Source organism: Rhodococcus sp. JG-3 (assembly GCF_000482405.1).
Classification (GTDB): Bacteria; Actinomycetota; Actinomycetes; order Mycobacteriales; family Mycobacteriaceae; genus Rhodococcoides; species Rhodococcoides fascians.
The window spans coordinates 3425903-3443713 of record NZ_KI519398.1; the positions used below are offsets into that span (position 1 = coordinate 3425903).

At 63.6% G+C, this 17811-nt stretch carries 15 protein-coding genes; 8 read left to right on the plus strand and 7 right to left on the minus strand.

Going from position 1 to position 17811, the window contains the following annotated elements:
• Nucleotides 1-295: 295 nt before the first annotated feature.
• Together K414_RS27275 and K414_RS29625 are read left to right on the plus strand one after the other, a co-directional pair.
• Nucleotides 296-1795 (plus strand): sensor domain-containing diguanylate cyclase, encoded by a 1500-nt coding sequence (locus tag K414_RS27275; protein ID WP_237606216.1) that lies wholly within the window; start codon nucleotides 296-298, stop codon nucleotides 1793-1795.
• A 6-nt stretch (nucleotides 1796-1801) separates the two neighbouring features.
• Nucleotides 1802-2491 (plus strand): EAL domain-containing protein, encoded by a 690-nt coding sequence (locus tag K414_RS29625; RefSeq protein WP_027497130.1) that lies wholly within the window; start codon nucleotides 1802-1804, stop codon nucleotides 2489-2491.
• 580 nt (nucleotides 2492-3071) lie between these two features.
• Here the strand turns inward: K414_RS29625 and K414_RS28975 are convergent.
• The gene (locus K414_RS28975) at nucleotides 3072-3596 is read right to left on the minus strand and encodes a hypothetical protein (RefSeq protein WP_152530445.1); all 525 of its coding nucleotides are present in this window, start codon (nucleotides 3594-3596) and stop codon (nucleotides 3072-3074) included.
• Between the two features lie 94 nt (nucleotides 3597-3690).
• Between K414_RS28975 and helR the strand changes: the two genes are divergently transcribed.
• Nucleotides 3691-5853 (plus strand): RNA polymerase recycling motor ATPase HelR, encoded by a 2163-nt coding sequence (helR, locus tag K414_RS0117550; protein WP_027497132.1) that lies wholly within the window; start codon nucleotides 3691-3693, stop codon nucleotides 5851-5853.
• Here the strand turns inward: helR and K414_RS0117555 are convergent.
• Nucleotides 5809-6729: a LysR family transcriptional regulator gene (locus K414_RS0117555; RefSeq protein ID WP_027497133.1), complete on the minus strand. Its 921-nt coding sequence runs from the start codon at nucleotides 6727-6729 to the stop codon at nucleotides 5809-5811. The genes helR and K414_RS0117555 overlap by 45 nt on opposite strands.
• 79 nt (nucleotides 6730-6808) lie before the next feature.
• On the opposite strand from K414_RS0117555, the gene dapA reads away from it, so the two are divergent.
• From dapA to K414_RS0117580, 5 genes are all read left to right on the plus strand, one after another.
• Nucleotides 6809-7747, plus strand: a complete 939-nt coding sequence (gene dapA, locus K414_RS27280; protein ID WP_237606218.1) for a 4-hydroxy-tetrahydrodipicolinate synthase — start codon at nucleotides 6809-6811, stop codon at nucleotides 7745-7747.
• Between the two features lie 71 nt (nucleotides 7748-7818).
• Complete coding sequence (locus K414_RS0117565) at nucleotides 7819-10200, plus strand: excinuclease ABC subunit UvrA (RefSeq protein WP_027497134.1); 2382 nt, start codon at nucleotides 7819-7821, stop codon at nucleotides 10198-10200.
• 32 nt (nucleotides 10201-10232) lie between these two features.
• Nucleotides 10233-10793, plus strand: coding sequence for an isochorismatase family protein (locus K414_RS0117570; protein ID WP_027497135.1), 561 nt, complete (start codon nucleotides 10233-10235; stop codon nucleotides 10791-10793).
• Nucleotides 10794-10891: 98 nt separating this feature from the next.
• On the plus strand, nucleotides 10892-11692 hold the full coding sequence (locus tag K414_RS0117575) for a DUF2470 domain-containing protein (protein ID WP_027497136.1): 801 nt from the start codon (nucleotides 10892-10894) through the stop codon (nucleotides 11690-11692).
• 112 nt (nucleotides 11693-11804) lie between these two features.
• Nucleotides 11805-13208 carry an NAD(P)/FAD-dependent oxidoreductase gene (locus tag K414_RS0117580; RefSeq protein ID WP_027497137.1) on the plus strand — a complete coding sequence of 468 codons (1404 nt, stop codon included), beginning with the start codon at nucleotides 11805-11807 and terminating at the stop codon, nucleotides 13206-13208.
• A gap of 91 nt (nucleotides 13209-13299) precedes the next feature.
• On the opposite strand, the gene K414_RS0117585 is transcribed toward K414_RS0117580, so the two are convergent.
• From K414_RS0117585 to K414_RS27290, 5 genes are all read right to left on the minus strand, one after another.
• Nucleotides 13300-13959, minus strand: a complete 660-nt coding sequence (locus K414_RS0117585) for an urease accessory protein UreD (protein ID WP_027497138.1) — start codon at nucleotides 13957-13959, stop codon at nucleotides 13300-13302.
• Between the two features lie 3 nt (nucleotides 13960-13962).
• Entirely contained in the window at nucleotides 13963-14673 is a 711-nt protein-coding gene (gene ureG / locus K414_RS0117590) for an urease accessory protein UreG (protein ID WP_027497139.1), read from the minus strand.
• Between the two features lie 61 nt (nucleotides 14674-14734).
• The gene (locus tag K414_RS27285; protein WP_048320346.1) at nucleotides 14735-15424 is read right to left on the minus strand and encodes an urease accessory UreF family protein; all 690 of its coding nucleotides are present in this window, start codon (nucleotides 15422-15424) and stop codon (nucleotides 14735-14737) included.
• Nucleotides 15424-17145, minus strand: a complete 1722-nt coding sequence (locus K414_RS0117600) for an urease subunit alpha (protein WP_027497140.1) — start codon at nucleotides 17143-17145, stop codon at nucleotides 15424-15426. The genes K414_RS27285 and K414_RS0117600 overlap by 1 nt, the downstream gene beginning before the upstream one ends.
• Nucleotides 17145-17777 carry an urease subunit gamma gene (locus K414_RS27290; RefSeq protein WP_051365150.1) on the minus strand — a complete coding sequence of 211 codons (633 nt, stop codon included), beginning with the start codon at nucleotides 17775-17777 and terminating at the stop codon, nucleotides 17145-17147. Before K414_RS27290 ends, K414_RS0117600 begins: the two co-directional genes overlap by 1 nt.
• Between the last annotated feature and the right edge of the window lie 34 nt (nucleotides 17778-17811).

A 17811-nucleotide genomic window follows, 5' to 3' on the forward strand; every position in this document is an offset into this window, starting at 1 on the left:
TTTCTGCAAAATTGCCGAGACAATTGGTGAAGACATCCGACTCGCTTGCACGTGATTCTCGGGGAGGGTCCGAGTCGGAAAATGTATTGCTGGCCCAGTTGTTTTTCGGCCCCATCGAAGCTCGCGTTCTCCGTGGCGGAGAAGTCTCTGACCGCAACCGTTGTCGACTGTCCGAAGGCGGCGTGCTTCTGACAATTGGGTTACTGCCCGCTCGTGTTCGAACCCATCGAACTCGGTGGCCGAATAACATTGGCCCGAGCCGCTCGAACACCGAGCGACGCAGATCGGAGGGCCGATGTTCGATGCTGCCGACGATGTGATGTCGCTTCGGCATTTTCTGGAGCGATCGCCGGACTTCGTCGCACTCGCCGACCTGACGGGCACAGTTCTCCACATCAACCCAGCAGGCTTGGAACTCATCGGCGTGTCCGACTGGGCCGAGGCATCGACACTGCCGGCTTTGGATTTTCTCACTGCGGACGGCCGTGAGCGCGCCGAGGAGATCGGTACGGCGCTGCGTTCCGAGGGAAGGTGGGACGGCTACTGCGAACTACGCCATCACGGGACCGGTGCAGGTATTCCGGTCGTGGTCTCGGCATACGTCGTTCACACCCCGGACGGCCGACCTGACGTCGTCGCCTCGATCATCCGGCATCGGCATACCGTCGAACAACGTAGTGCCCGGATGGCGGCCGATGCCGTAACCGCCAGCCGACACGCACAGGAGCAAAAAGCCCTGGCCGACCTCAGTCGGTTCGCAGTCGTCGCCGAGCTGTCGGAGCTGTTGACTGCAGCCACCGACACTGCCGCCACGTTGATGGGTGTGGGAAATTCCGCCATCGCGCACCTCGAGAATTCCACCGATCCTTACTTGACCATGGATGCCGCGAGCGGTTCGCTCGGTATTCGTCGGGACGTTCCTTCCGGCGACGGCTCCATGACCGGGTACGCACTCGCTCACGAACAGCCAGTGATTTGCAGCAACCGCGGCGACGAAAGCCGGTTTCGTACAGACACGATGGCGGAGCTCGGACTGCGCAGCGGTGTGGCAGTACCGATCATGACTGCGGTTGGAGACGCCTGGGGAGTCCTCTCGATCCACAGTGTGGAAGCACGGCTGTATCGCGAACAGGAAGTCTCGTTCCTCAGCTCCGTCGCGGGTATCGTCTCCGCGGCACTTCGACGAATGGAACTGGAAAGCCAACTCCGACGGCGCAGCACCCACGACGCACTCACCGGGTTGCCCAATCGCACTTTCGCCTACGACGTCCTCGACACCGCTCTGGCTCGGGCACGCTTTCAGTCCGATACTTTGGCCCTCCTTCTGCTGGATATCGACGACTTCAAAATCATCAACGACAGCCTGGGCCACGACGCCGGAGACAGGGCGCTGGTGAAATTCGTGGAGCGACTGGTGTCCGCAACGAGCGCGACCGACACCATTGCTCGTCTCGGCGGGGACGAATTCCTGATCATCTGCGAAGGGGTGCGCACTGTGGAACGAGCGGAGGAGATCGCGCGACACATCGCCCGCACCATCGCGAAACCATTCGCTGCCGAGGACGTCCCCATCCCCCTCAGTGCCAGCATCGGTGTCGCTGTCTCCGACTCGAATTCGACAAGGCATGAGCTGATTCACCGGGCAGATCTGGCAATGTACCGCGCCAAGGACAGCGGAACCGGTGGCCATGCAGTTTTCGACCCGGGAGACCTGTACGACGCCGACCGGATCAGATCGCTGTCGGTCGACCTGCGCGCGGCATTGAGCTCGAACGAACTCACCATGGCATACTAACCTCTGGTGGACATCTCGACGCGTGAGGTCGTTGCAGTCGAGGCGCTCGCCCGCTGGAATCATCATGATCTAGGGCCTGTCGAGCCTACCGAATTCGTCGCAGTCGCCGAAAGAACAGGTCTCGCAACACCATTGGGCGCATGGGCGCTCCGCGTCGCGTGCAGCGACGCAGTGCGGTGGCGCGCATTCTCCGACGTCGTGGTGCGCGTCAATGTCAGTGCGCTCCAACTGCGAGACCACGAGTTTCCGGCGCAGGTCGCCACTGTCCTGGCTGACACCGGCCTACCACCGAACGCATTGGGTCTGGAAGTGACCGAAACAGTGTGGGTCGCAGACACCGAACGAGTGGCGAATACCGTTGCGGCGCTGCACGCAATGGGCGTGTCCTTGCTCCTCGACGATATGGGCAAAGGGCACAGTTCCATGTCGTATCTGGACCGGTACCCGATGTTCGAGAGCTTCAAGATCGACAAGTCATACGTGGCCCGGTTGCCCGCCGTCCGCGCCAGGGCAATAATCTCGGCGATCGTTGCACTCGCCCGCGCGTTCGACGTCACAGTCGTCGGCGAAGGCGTCGAAACCGAAGAACAACTCGAAGCACTCGCCGCAACAGGATGCGACGTAGCTCAGGGATTCCTGCTCGGACGTCCGATGAGCGCCGCAGCAATCACCGATCTGCTGCTCTCTTCTGAGTGAACCCCCGTCACTTCGCTTCGTGATAGCGTGCCGAATCAGAGCTACTCGCATAGCCACCCCAGCTGCAGAAGGCACCCGCGCCGCCTCCGACAGCGCTTCAGGGGCAAGGTCCGCCCGGATCTGCGATGAAGAATGTTCAGTTACGTCACGCCGTGTTCATGATTTCCGACCGGTGCAACGGCGCGCGGGGCTGGTGCACAATGCGATTGGAACTCTCATGACCAGGAACCACGTCGAAAAGCACGCAGCTCGGGCTTACGCCGCGGCTCACGGAGTCACGTATCGGCAGGGCCTTGCGGCGGTGCGCGCGAACTGCACCATCGTGCTGCCCTACGCGCAGCGACTGTTGATCGAAGCGATCGAGGGCTGCGGAATCCGCCACTGGTCCAACGTCCACGATTGGGACGGCTGCGGCCGAGCGAGCATCACCGACCTCGGTGGTGCGCGATTCGTGCTCACGCCCGATGTTGTCGTACCGGTCATTCGTGAACACCTCGACGCACCCCAATCTCGAACCCCTGCACATCGACAGATACTTCGCCGACGAAGCAGTACAACGAACCCTGTTCGGCGGCGTCATCTACCGACTCGAGCTCCACCGCGGTGGTGGGCTGACCGTCTGATCGTTTGTTACGCGTCGTGCACGCCGATCCGTGAGTACGAGAAGTAGGCCGGGAATTCCGGCGACGGTCCATGGCGCTACCGCCCCGACAGTCGGAACCACCTGAAGCACTCCCAGTCCGCAGAAGTCCGATGAGTGTCCGCACACGATCGCGTCGTAGGGCGTTGCCACGAAGAAAATGGTCAGCGCCGTGGTGAGGAACGCCAGGACCCCGGTCGAGATGGCCGCCGCGAGCGCCTTCGGGGACGCACACAATCCGGTCCAACCCCACGCGAGAAGCGCTACGCAACATGTCACGCCGATCAGAGCGACAGCAGCGCCGACCTCACCGCCGTGACCGTCGACCCGTACGCCGGTCACAAAACCGAGCTGAACGGCTCCGCCGGCCAGTACGCCCGTGCCGATCAAGGGAAGTAATCCACGCAGAACACGCAACGGGCGTCTGCGGCGTGATGCGGAGAAGCAGATTCGCTCTCTTTCCACTTTCAATGTATAGCTCACCCGGGGTCTTGCGGCAAGACCCCGTCGAGGGTTCAGAATGGCTCGCTGCACACCCGCACCATCGGATCGGAGTCCCGTGAAATCAGTGCCGCCTCATGTCTTCGACCTCCCCGACAGGCTCGCACCGAAGCGCCAACCCACGCTCATCGGTCATGACCGACAGCACTTTTCGGCGATCACCGCCAGCATCGAGAAGTCACGTTCCGACACGATCGCTCGATTGAACGCCATCCAGAAGTCATCCGGGCGGATGGGACAGGAGGTGGTGGAACGTGATTTCGAGATTCACCGACTGAACGGGCGGCTGCGCCAATTGAATCGTTACGGTGCCGATCTGTGTTTGGGGAGGTTCGTCCCCATCGACTCGGACCAACCGGTGTACGTAGGGCGTACCGGCTTGCTCGGCAATGCGGGCGAGCAACTGCTCGTCGACTGGCGCTCCCCCGCCGCCGAGCCGTTCTTCGGTGCAACCCATGCCAACCCGATGGGGCTGAAAAGCCGTCGCCGCTATCGGTGGACGAACGGCAGCATCACCGACTACTGGGACGAGGTGTTCGATCCCACGTCTCTGGACGACAACGCCGCGCTGGACGATCAGTCCGCATTCATCGCCAGTCTGGGTGCCGAGCGCTCACCTCGGATGCGTGACGTACTGGGCACGATCCAGGCGGATCAGGATGCGATCATTCGAGCCGACGCGCACGGGGCACTGGTGGTCGACGGCGGACCGGGAACCGGGAAAACTGTTGTTGCCCTTCACCGCACCGCGTACCTGCTGTACGCAGACTCACGAATAGGACACAACCGCGGCGGAGTACTGTTCATCGGTCCGCATCAGCCCTACCTCGCGTACGTCTCGGGCGTACTCCCCAGTCTCGGCGAGGAGGGAGTACAAACATGCACCCTGCGAGACCTCGTCGCAGAGGGAAAACATGCGCTCGACGACACCGATCCTGTTGCGGCGCGGCTCAAGGAAGACCTCGACGTCGACGCGGTCATCGAGGCGGCTGTTGCCTTCTACGAACAACCACCGAACCACGACGTCACAGTCGAAACAGACTGGGGCACTTTTATATTGCCGCCGAACGACTGGGTGGAGGCATTCGGTGCGCCAGATCCCGGTACGCCGCACAACGAGGCTCGCGACCAGATCTGGGATCTACTGACGACCATCGTGGCCGATCGCTGTGCCGCAACAGGATCGCACGAAGAGTTCCGGCAGTCGCTGCAGCTGAACGAGGATCTGCGTGACGTCCTGGAACGCTCGTGGACGATCGTCGGTGCCGCAGACCTCGTCGCGGACCTGTGGACCGTTCCGGCATACCTGCGCACATGCGCACCCTGGCTCGACGCGGACGACATTCGAGCACTTCGACGCGCTGATGCGACACACTGGACTGTGGCCGACCTACCGCTGCTCGACGCGGCACGGGCGCGACTCGGCGATCCGAAACATGCTCTACGACAACGACGCCGATCACTGGCTGCTGCGATCGAACGCTCGCGAATGGACAGTGTCGTCGACGAGTTGATGGCGGTCGACGACGACGAGATGATGGCCGCGCAATTCCGTCAGGAGATAATTCGGGATGCACTCGTCGATTCGTCCGGCTTCGAGGACCATCCGACGGATCCGCTGGCGGGTCCCTTCGCGCACATCGTGATCGACGAGGCTCAGGAGTTGACCGATGCGCAGTGGCAGATGGTGATTCGGCGATGCCCTGCTGGGAGTTTCACCATCGTCGGAGACCGAGCGCAGTCTCGTCGGGGCTTCACCGAGACGTGGCCGGATCGGCTCGAACGAGTAGGTATCGACGAGGTGACCGTCGCCGCTCTCGGCGTGAATTACCGGACGCCGCAGGAAATTATGGACGTGGCCGAGCCGGTGATCCGGGCGGCGCTGCCCGACGCCAACGTTCCCACGTCGATACGCAGTACCGGCGTGCCGGTCGAATACGGTGACGTCGCATCGCTTTCGACGGTTCTCGCCGATTGGCTCGGTTCGACGACCGGCGGAACCGCATGCGTGATCGGTGATCCTACTTTTCCGCAGTCCGATCGAATCAGCTCGCTGACACCGCAGCTCGCCAAAGGTCTGGAATTCGATCTGGTCGTTCTGATCGACCCGGATTTGTTCGGCTCCGGCGTCGCAGGTGCTGTCGACACGTATGTGGCGATGACACGAGCCACAGGTCTACTCGTCATCTTGACCTCGTCGCAGCGCGAGCGAATCGAGTAGATCCAGCACGGCGTGGATCGCCGGACTCGCATCGGCGCTGCGCCTCCACGCGGCATGCACTTCTCGCTTGGGGGCGCGCGCCAGCGGGACCGCCACGAGCGCCGGGCCGAGAGGCGGTCTTGCGAGACGGGGAATCAGTGCCAGCACATCGTCTGCCTCCACCAGGGAAAGCTGAGTGGAGAAGTCGTCGACGAGGTGCCGAACGTCGATCTCGCTCGACGTGTCCGCGAACAGTCGACGAAACCACTGGTGGCACAACGTGCCCGCCGGGCTCGTCACCCACGGGTACGTCGCGAGGCCTGCCGGTGTCAGGGGCGACTTCCCTGCGGCGAGGGGGTGGGTTCGATTCATGACGACATCGCCGTGGTCGGCGTGAATGGATCGCCGAACGATCGAGCGGGGAGCCACTGCGGGAACTCCGTCGGCGTCGTGCACCAGCGCCAGGTCGGCTGCCCCCGAATGCACACTGTGCAGCGCCTTATCCGGGTCCTCCTCCCCGATCTGCACGGTGAGGTCGGGATGGCGAGCGCTCAGGGTCGCGAGTGCAGGGGCGAGCAGACCGCGGATCGCAGTGGAGAATCCGACCACTCGTACCACCCCGCGCGCGGCACCCTCGTCTGCCGATCTCGCCGACTCCAGACACCGCTCGAGAGCGTGGAACACCTCGTCCGTGGATTCGACCACTGCCCGTCCGGCCGGCGTGAGGACAACACCTCTGCCCGCCTGCGCAAGTACCGGCGTTCCGACCTGGCGTTCGAGCCGTTTGATCTGCTGGGAGACGGCCGACGCGGTGTAGCCGAGCTCGTCGGCCGCTTTCGTCAGCGTGCCCAGGGCGGCAACTGCACGCAGCGCGTGGAGTGCATTGACATCGATCATGAAGCAACGGTACGCAATACTGCCGAAATTACATCGCTGGACCGAGACGATCATGGGGGCTCACACTCGGACAATGAACATGTCCACTTCTTCGGCCACGTCGACGTTCGGCACCAACCTGGTTGCCATGTGCACACCGATGAACGCCGATGGGCAGGTGAGCCGCACCGGCACCGACGCCTTGCTGGCCCACTTGCTCGCGACCGGTTGCGACGGCGTCGTTGTCGCCGGCACCACCGGGGAGGCACCGACTCTCACGCCGCGTGAGCAGGCCGATCTGATCACGGCGACGCGCGAATTCTCGGGCCACGCCCTGCGCGTGATCGCGGGTGTCGGCACCAACGACACCTCCGCCGGGATCGAGTCGGCGCGACGTGCCGCCGATGCAGGGGCCGACGCGTTGCTCGTCACCGCCCCCTACTATTCGCGCCCCACGCAGGCCGGCATCGCCGATCACATCGTTGCCATCGCCGACGCCGGAGCGCTCCCGGTCATGGTGTACGACGTGCCGGCTCGGACCGGTGTGCCGATCGACGCGTCGACGCTGGTCGACCTCTCGCGGCATACCTCGATCACGGCGGTCAAGGACGCGAAAGGCGACCTGTACGAGGCGATGAACGTCATGGCTGAAACCGACCTGGCCTATTACTGCGGTATCGACGAATTGACCCTGCCCTATCTGTGCTGCGGTGCAACGGGTTCGGTGAGTGTGGTCGGCAATGTCGTCGCCGACCGCTACGCCGACCTCTTCGACGCGGTCCGTGCCGGAGATCTGACTCGCGCGAACGCGGTACAGCGATCGCTGCTACCTCTCGTCGAGGCCGTCATGCGCACCACCCAGGGAGCGATCATGGCCAAGGCGGCCTTGGTCGCCATCGGTGTGCTGGTCGACGCCACGGTGCGGCGACCGTTGCTCGAATCGTCCGCCGCAGATCTGCAGCGTCTGACCCACGCGTTGGCGGTGACAGGAATCGATCAGGAATCGAGAAGCATGCGCGTTCCGATACGACTACCGTGATCGCACACATACCTCGGTGCAATCGACCTTCTCGGTTTCGGTTGCCGTGACGATCAGGAGACACCGCGAGCATGGCGACGACCAAGGTCACGCAGAAATCGGCAGCGCACGCCGCCGACAGTCACGATCTGATTCGAGTACAGGGCGCGCGGCAGAACAATCTCGCCGACATCAGCGTCGAACTTCCCAAGCGACGCCTCACGGTGTTCACCGGTGTCTCCGGGTCCGGAAAGAGCTCCCTCGTCTTCAGCACCATCGCGGCCGAATCCCAGCGCATGATCAACGAGACCTACAGCGCCTTCGTTCAGGGCTTCATGCCGACTCTCGCGCGGCCCGACGTCGATGTGATGGACGGGCTCACGACGGCCATCATCGTCGATCAACAGCGAATGGGTGCCAATCCCCACTCCACCGTCGGAACCGCCACCGACGCCTATGCCATGCTTCGCATTCTATTCAGCAGAGTGGGGAAGCCGTATATCGGCTCTGCACAGGCTTTTTCGTTCAACGTGGCATCGGTCTCCGGTGCAGGTGCTTACAAGGTGGACAAGGGAGGTCGTCAGACCACCGAAAAGAAGTCCTTCTCCGTCACCGGTGGAATGTGCCCGCGCTGCGAGGGACGCGGCTCGATCAGCGACTTCGACTTGAATGCCCTGTACGACGCGAGCAAGTCCCTCAACGAGAGCGCCATCACGATTCCCGGCTACAGCATGGAAGGCTGGTACGGCAGAATCTTTCGCGGCTGCGGTTACTTCGACCCCGACAAACCCATCGCGAAATACACGAAGAAAGAGCTCGACGATCTGCTGTATCGAGAGCCCACGAAGATCAAGGTCGAGGGCATCAATCTGACCTATTCGGGCCTGATCCCTCAGATCCAGAAGTCGTTCCTCTCTAAGGACGTCGACGCGATGCAGCCGCATATCCGGGCGTTCGTGGAGCGTGCGATCACGTTCACCACGTGTCCCGAATGCGACGGAACGCGGCTCAACGAGGGTGCACGATCGTCGAAGATCAAGGGCATCAACATCGCCGACGCCTGCTCGATGCAGATCAGCGATCTGGCCACGTGGGTCGCAGGCCTGAAGGAACCGTCGGTCGCACCGCTGCTGACGACGCTGAGCGAGACCCTGGACTCGTTCGTGGAGATCGGCCTCGGCTACCTGAGCCTGAATCGGCCGTCGGGCACACTGTCGGGCGGAGAAGCGCAGCGCACGAAGATGATTCGACATCTCGGCTCGTCGTTGACCGACGTCACCTACGTGTTCGACGAGCCGACGACGGGTCTTCACCCCCACGACATCGAACGGATGAACAACCTTCTTCTGCAGTTGCGGGACAAGGGAAACACCGTTCTCGTCGTGGAGCACAAGCCGGAAACGATCGCCATCGCCGACCATGTCGTCGACCTGGGGCCCGGTGCCGGCAGTGCGGGTGGGCACGTCTGCTTCGAGGGCACCGTCGACCAACTGAGGCAGAGCGATACGGTCACCGGCCGCCATTTCGACGACCGCGCGAGTCTCAAGGATTCGGTTCGCGAGTTCTCCGAGGTGCTCGAGATTCGAGGGGCGGATTCGCACAATCTGCGAGACGTGGACGTCGACGTTCCACTCGGCGTGCTGGTCGTTGTCACCGGAGTGGCGGGCTCCGGTAAGAGCTCGCTGATTCACGGGTCGCTTTCGGGCACCGACGATGTGGTCTCGGTCGATCAAGGTGCCATCCGCGGATCGAGGCGAAGCAACCCCGCGACCTACACGGGTCTGCTCGAACCCATCCGCAAAGCCTTCGCGAAGGAGAATGCGGTCAAACCCGCTCTGTTCAGCTCCAATTCGGAGGGTGCCTGCCCGACGTGCAATGGGGCGGGAGTCATCTACAGCGACCTCGCCATGATGGCCGGCGTTGCTACGACGTGTGAGGTGTGCGAGGGCAAACGGTTTCAAGCTTCGATACTCGAGTACCATTTCGGCGGCCGAAACATCGACGAGGTGCTGTCCATGTCGGTGGCCGAGGCCGAGGATTTCTTCTCCGACGGACCGGCGAAACTGCTTGCAGCACAAAAGATTCTGCAACCGCTGAATGACGTCGGACTCGGCTACCTGAAGATCGGCCAGCCGCTGACGACTCTCTCGGGCGGCGAACGGCAACGACTCAAGCTCGCGACACACATGGCCGAGAAGGGTGGGGTGTACGTACTCGACGAGCCGACCACCGGGCTACACCTCGCCGATGTGGACAAACTGCTCGGGTTGCTCGACCGCCTGGTCGATTCGGGTAAGTCGGTGATCGTCATCGAGCACCATCAGGCCGTCATGGCCCACGCCGACTGGATCATCGACCTCGGCCCAGGAGCCGGGCACGACGGCGGCCTCGTGGTCTTCGAGGGCACCCCCGCAGATCTGGTGGCGGACGGATCCACACTGACCGCGAAGCACCTGGCCGCGTACTTCGGATAGCTGACCAGAACCGAACACTCGATGGAGACGACGTGACCACCCTGCCCGACCGCCCTGCAACTGCACTGTTGATCGTCGACGTCCAGAACGACGTCATGGCCGCCGCCCACGATCGCACTCGCGTCGTCGACAACATGGTGCGACTGGTCTCACGAGCGCGAAAGACCGACACACCGGTGATCTGGGTGCAGCATTCCTCGGACCACGAGCTCGTGTCCGGCAGCCCGGGCTGGCAACTCGTGGAGGAACTTCCGATCGACGCCGGAGACGCATTGGTGCACAAGAAGCATGGAGACGCCTTCGAGGACACGTCCTTGGAGGAGGTGCTCGCCGGTGCCAGCGTCGGTCGTGTGGTGGTTGCCGGCGCGCAAACGGACTTCTGTGTGCGATCGACTCTGCACGGAGCTCTGATTCGTGGGTACGACGTGACCTTGGTCAGCGACGCCCACACGACGGAGAACCTGCCGGACCCCGCCCTGCCTACAGCGCAGCAGGTCATCGCGCACACGAACATGTACTGGGACAACCAGACCGCACCCGGTCGAACCGCATCGGCCGTCGCCACCGAGGACGTCGCGTTCGTCGGCCGCTAGCCTGACGCTCCTATTGTTGCTCTGTTCGACTCGTGCTGACGGCAACCCGGTCACGCACGCACACCATCTCGTTCCGGGACGAACGTAGACTGCCGCCCATGGCACTCGATCACGGCGATCCCGGCGACGCCCCGTCCGTTCCCCCTCCCCTGTCTCCGGTGGTCGCGGACCGTCGTCCGTCGGCGGCCGAGGAGGCGCGCACGATCGCTGCGTCCACCAATATTGCGACGCTGGCCAGCCTGACCGCCGACGGCGATCCATGGGCGTCGTTCGTGACATACGGCTTGCTCGACGGAGCACCCGTGCTGTGCGTGTCGCGGATGGCGGAGCATGGTCGAAATCTCGACGGTGATCCACGAGCGAGTCTGTCGATCGTTGCACCCCAGTCACAGACGGACCCGCTGGCCTCGGGCCGCATCACGCTGGCCGGGGTGGTCGAGCGACCGGCAGGAGCCGAGCTCACTGCCGCACGACAAGCGCATCTCGACGCGGTGCCGGCCGCCAAGTACTACGTGGATTACAGCGACTTCACGCTTTGGGTCATGCGAGTGCATCGGGTGCGATGGGTCGGCGGGTACGGCCGAATGGATTCGGCGACGGCCGACGCGTACTCCGAGGCGTCCCCGGATCCCGTGTCTCCGTCCTCGGCCTATGCCGTCGAGCACCTCAACGCGGACCATTCGACGTCTCTGTTGGCGATGGCCCGAAAGCTGGGGGGCTACCCGGACGCGACCTCAGCGACGTGTACGGCCGCAGATCGATACGGCCTCGATCTGAACGTCCACACACCGCGCGGTGTGGCCTACACCAGAGTCGGTTACGCCGAGCCCATCGATTCCGCGGACGAGCTGCGCGCTGCAACGGTGGAACTGGCCAAGAGGTCGGCTACTGCCCCGTAGTTCCCCGCGACAGCGATAGCTGCCCGACGACCGGTAGCTGGGCCCTTGGCGAGACGCTCCGCCCCGGGGCGACTACCGTTGTGGCTACATCGCAACGTCTAGGGAGCAGGTAATGAGCATCCAACCGGTCGAATCGAAGCGTCACCGTGTCGTCGTCATCGGTTCCGGGTTCGGAGGTCTGTTCGGCGTCAAGGCGCTCAAGAAGGCCGACGTCGACATCACCCTCGTCGCAAAGACGACCCACCACCTATTCCAGCCGCTGCTCTACCAGGTGGCCACAGGCATTCTGTCCGTCGGTGAGATCGCTCCCACTACCCGCGTCATCCTGCGCAAGCAGAAGAACGCCGAGGTGTTGCTGGGCGACGTGCTGAAGATCGACCTCGAGGCCAAGACGGTCACGTCCAAGTTGCTTGAGCGCGTCACCGTCACCCCGTTCGACAGCCTGATCGTGGCCGCCGGTGCCCAGCAGTCGTACTTCGGTAACGACCATTTCGCCGAGTTCGCGCCCGGCATGAAGACAATCGACGATGCACTCGAACTGCGCGGACGCATCCTTGGAGCCTTCGAGCAGGCGGAACTCTCCGACGACCAGGAGGAGAAGGACCGCCTGATGACGTTCGTCGTCGTCGGAGCAGGTCCGACGGGTGTCGAACTCGCAGGGCAGATCGCAGAACTCGCCGACCGCACCCTCGACGGAGCGTTCCGCAACATCGATCCCCGCGACGCGCGCGTCATCCTGCTGGACGCCGCACCGGCCGTCCTTCCCCCGATGGGCGAGAAACTCGGCCGCAAGGCAGCCGAACGGCTCGAGAAGCTCGGTGTTGAGATCCAGCTCAACGCGATGGTCACCGACGTCGACAACGACGGCCTGACCGTCAAGGAAAAAGACGGAACGACGCGTCGTATCGAGGCTCAGTGCAAGGTCTGGTCCGCGGGCGTGCAGGGCAGCCCGCTCGGCAAGCAGCTGGCCGACCAGTCGGGTTCGGAGACGGACCGCGCCGGCCGAGTTCTGGTGGAACCGGATCTGACTGTCAAGGGTCATCCGAACGTCTTCGTCATCGGCGACTTGATGTCGGTCAAGGACGTTCCCGGCATGGCACAGGGTGCGATCCAGGGTGCCACCTACGCAGCCAAGCTGATCAAGGCATCGGTCAAGGGGCAGGACGACCCCACCCAGCGAGCACCCTTCAAGTACTTCGACAAGGGCTCCATGGCCACGGTGTCGCGGTTCAATGCGGTGGCGAAGGTCGGTAAGCTGGAGTTCGGTGGCTTCATCGCATGGCTCATGTGGCTCGCCCTGCACCTGTACTACCTGGTGGGATACCGCAGCCGTATCACCACGGTCATTTCCTGGTTCGTCACGTTCCTCGGTAGAGGCCGTGCTCAGATGGCATCGACGGAGCAGCAGGTGTTCGCGCGGCTTGCCATCGAACAACTGAACTCTCTCGAGAAAGCGGGCGACGTGAACAAGCGGACGGCCGAGGTCGAAGAGGAACGCGAAAAAGCAGCGGGTTGATCCACGCAGCACCCGCAAGGTAAGCGAAGCAGAAAGGGCTCCGTCCGACGCACATCGTCGGACGGAGCCCTTTCTTTCTGCCCTGCCCGATCTATCGGGTCGGCTGAAGGCGATGACCGACGGAGGTACTCAGCGAGCCACCCCCGGCCAAGGCCAAGCGCACGGTGCCGCCCGCTAGATCGACCTCGGAATCCCGACTGTCCGGATAGCGAAGCGTGCTGGACATCGACATCGGTGCCGACAAGCCGTCGTGCGCCACCGTCCCCTCCCCCAGTTCCACCCGGTGGCGCAACAGCGGCCGGCCTCCCACATCGCAGTGCATCGAACTCGCCCACTGTCCCGCCACCTCGTCGAGCCTGCCGATCTGTACGCGCTCACGCAGCCACAGATCCGAGTCTTGTTCCAGTTCGATGACATTGAGCACCGTATGAGAGGCATCGGAGACGACGACCATCGGCTCGGGGTCGAAAACGAGTGACGCCCCCGCCCCCAACTCGACGTGCCAGTGCGCCGACGAATGACGTTGTGCTGCACCGGGCATCGCCAAGGACGCTGCCACACTGCGCACATCCAGACGAGCGCCGGCAGCCACCGAGATCCTGACGCTGATGGTGTCTCCGCCGAGAGGCGTGGCCGCGGTGCCGATCAGGTGGACGGTGTCGGGCCCCGTTTGCCTACCTGCGAGTCCGCCGACCGATGTGATGCGGGGACTGCGTCGACGACTCGCGTCGATGCGGAGCTCGGTGTGCATCGTTCAGTGCGCGTGGTCGTGTGCGTCGGCGTCGGCGTCGGCGATGACCTTCAATTGCTCACGCACCCAGCCGAGCACCGTCGTTGCTGCGGGATCGTCCGTGAGAGAGATCAGGGCCGTGGGACGACCCTCGCGCACCTGCGCGGCGTCGCGCTCCATGACACCCAGATCCGCACCGACGTACGGCGCGAGATCGGTCTTGTTGACAACGAGCAAGTCGGAGAACGTCACGCCGGGACCACCCTTACGAGGCACCTTGTCTCCTCCCGCGACGTCGACGACAAAAATCTGGACGTCGATCAAACCGGAAGAAAACGTGGCGGTGAGATTGTCGCCGCCGGACTCCACCAGAATCAGGTCGAGAGGGGGGTTGTTCTCGATCAGGTCGTCGATCGCGTCGAGATTGGCGGTGATGTCGTCGCGTATCGCGGTATGCGGACAGCCGCCGGTCTGCACGGCCGTGATGCGCTCGTCCGGCAACACTGCGTGCCGCCGCAGGAAGTCGGCATCCTCGGTGGTGTAGATGTCGTTGGTGAGCACGGCCAGAGACAGCTCGTCGCGGAGCTGGCGGCACAAGGCGGCCACCAAGGCGGTCTTGCCCGACCCGACGGGTCCGCCGATTCCCACACGCAAAGCATCGCCTGCGACCCGTGTGCGCTTGGGTCGGTCCAACCCGTGGTCGTGGGGCTCACCGTCGATCAGGTGCGGGGGCATGACATCTCCTTCGGTCGAGAAAACGGTACTGCGGTCGAGAACCGTGTCGGCGGTCGTGAGTTCAGGATACGAACAATGGGCGATCGCGGACGGCGTGGGCTTCGGCGAACATGTCCAGCAGCGGATCGGACAGCTCCATCAGAACCGGGAGCGATGCGCACGCGGCGTCGGCCACCTCGTCGCAGAAGTCCCCCAACCGAATGGTGCACGAGGCAACCTCGGCGGGGTCGAGCGCAAGCAGACGTTGCGCCGCGATCGCCGAGCCGGTCATGGTGATGTACACCTGCACAGCCGCGGTGTCGGCGACGGACAGGTCGGCTGCGAGTCCCACGTGCCCCGCCGCGACGGCCAGATGCGGCCGCCGGCCGATGGACAGCCAATCGTGATGCGGCCATGCTGATTTGGCCAATCTGAGCAACCCCCGACCCTGAGCTCGCGACGCAGCTCGCACTGCCGGCGACGGCGTCCGGGCATCGCACTCGGCGTCGGCCGCATCCGTGTCCAACGAGCCGAGAACAACCGCACCCGCGATGGACGCCGCCGTGGCTCCCGACGTCCGAATTCGCCGACGCAGAAATGCCTCGAGGGTATCGATGTCGCGCACGAAACCTGATGCGATCGCTTCTTCGACTCCCCCGGAATGGACGTGCCCACCGGTGGGAAGCCGCGAATCTGCAAGCGAGAGGAGGGTTGTGACCTGTCGACGTGCAGCGTACGACGACGCAGTCGACGAGAGGGATCCTAGGGCCATCAGAAGAGGAAATACCGTTGCGCCATCGGCAATTCGGACGCCGGTTGTTCCTTCCACACCTCGCCGTCGATACGCACGGTGAAGGTGTCCGGATCGACTTCGATCTCCGGAAGCGAATCGTTCAGCGGCATATCGGCTTTCCTGATCCCGCGCACGTTCGCAACCGGAACGAGACGGCGATCGCACGCAAGGCGATCGGCCAGACCGTCCTCGATCGCTTGTGGCGCAACGAAATGCAGCGACGTCGCAGCGGCTGCCTTGGGTGACGCTCCGAACATCGGCCGCGGCAGCTCGGGTTGCGGCGTAGGAATGGATGCATTGGCATCGCCCATCGCGGCCCACGCGATCATGCCGCCCTTGATGACCATGTGCGGACGCACACCGAAGAAGGCCGGATCCCACAACACCAGATCGGCGAGCTTGCCCGTTTCGATCGACCCGATCTCCGCATCGAGACCGTGGGCCACGGCCGGACAGATCGTGTACTTCGCGACGTATCGCCTGACCCGATTGTTGTCGGCACCGTTGTCCCCGGGCAGGTATCCGCGCCGCGCCTTCATGACGTGAGCTGTCTGCCAGGTTCGCAGCACCACCTCACCGATACGTCCCATGGCCTGAGCGTCGCTGCCGATCATCGAGATCGCTCCCATGTCGTGCAGCAAGTCCTCGGCCGCGATGGTCGACGGCCGAATGCGGCTCTCGGCGAACGCCAGATCCTCCGGAATGCTCGGACTGAGGTGATGGCACACCATCAACATGTCGAGATGCTCGTCCAACGTGTTCACGGTGTGCGGACGCGTCGGATTGGTCGAGCTGGGCAGCACGTGTGCTTGCGCGGCAACGGTGATGATGTCGGGAGCGTGCCCGCCGCCGGCACCTTCGGTGTGATAAGCGTGTATTCCACGGCCGTTGATCGCAGCGAGGGTGGTCTCGACGAATCCGGCCTCGTTGAGGGTGTCTGAGTGAAGAGCCGCTTGAACTCCCGCCTCATCGCACACTCGCAGGCACGCGTCGATCGCGGCGGGAGTCGACCCCCAATCCTCGTGCAACTTGAATCCCGAAGCGCCGCCGCGCAACTGCTCCCACATCGAATCGGGATTGACCGTGTTGCCTTTGCCGAGCAGCACGATGTTCATCGGCCAGTCATCGAGCGATTCGAGCATCCTGGACAGATGCCACGCACCCGGGGTGACGGTGGTTGCCTTGCTCCCTTCGGCGGGCCCGGTACCACCCGCGATCACCGTGGTGATGCCGCCGCCGAGGGCTTCTTCCTTGATCTGCGGGCAGATGAGGTGCACATGGCAATCGATGCCGCCGGCCGTGACGATCTTTCCGTTGCCCGCGATGATCTCGGTCGATGGTCCGATCACGAGATCCGGATGAACGCCGGTCATGGTGTCGGGATTGCCGGCCTTTCCGAGCGCAACGATCCGACCGTCGCGAATACCGAGGTCTGCCTTGATGATTCCCCAGTAATCGACGACGACGACGCCGGTGATGACGGTATCCGGGGCACCGTCTGCCCGGGTGGCGCGAGACTGGCCCATCGACTCACGGATCACTTTGCCGCCGCCGAACACCGCTTCCTCGCCGGCCTTGCCTGGACCACCACTTCGGTCCTCGGTGATCTCGATCAGAAGGTCGGTGTCGGCCAACCGAATCCGATCACCCGTCGTGGGGCCGAACAACTGGGCGTATCGACTGCGACTCATACGCGCCATCAGCTGTCCAACTTTCCTGGAGGTGTCATGCTCAAGCCGTGTACCTCGCGGGTCCCACCGAGGGGCACGAGTTGCACCGTCTGTTCGATGCCCGGCTCGAAGCGCACGGCAGTGCCGGCCGGAATGTCGAGCCGACACCCGTAGGCGCGATCGCGATCGAACTGCAGGGCGGCGTTCGCTTGAGGAAGATGCACGTGACTTCCCACCTGCACCGGTCGATCGCCGCCGTTCACCACCGTCAAGGTGATCGATTCGGCGCCATCGTTGATCTCGATATCTCCTGCGACGGTGAAGATCTCACCCGGAACCAGATGGCCGTCTCCGCGCTCGGGCGAGATCGGCTCGTGCACAGTGATCAGCTTCGTTCCGTCGGGAAACGTCGCTTCCACCATCACCTCGGGAAGCAGTTCGGGCACACCACTCAGTACGTCGTCGGCCGTGAGCACTTCCCGGCCCGACGCCATCAGCTCGGCCACGGACTTTCCGTCACGAGCACCCTCGAGGAGGTGATCGGTGATGACCGCGATCGCCTCGGGGTGATTGAGTTTCAGGCCGCGAGCACGGCGCCGCCGCGCGAGTTCGGCGGCGTAGCTGACGAGCAGTCGATCCTGCTCGTGCGGAGACAACCGCATGTAGGTTCTCCGTCCGATCGGTGATGATGCTCGG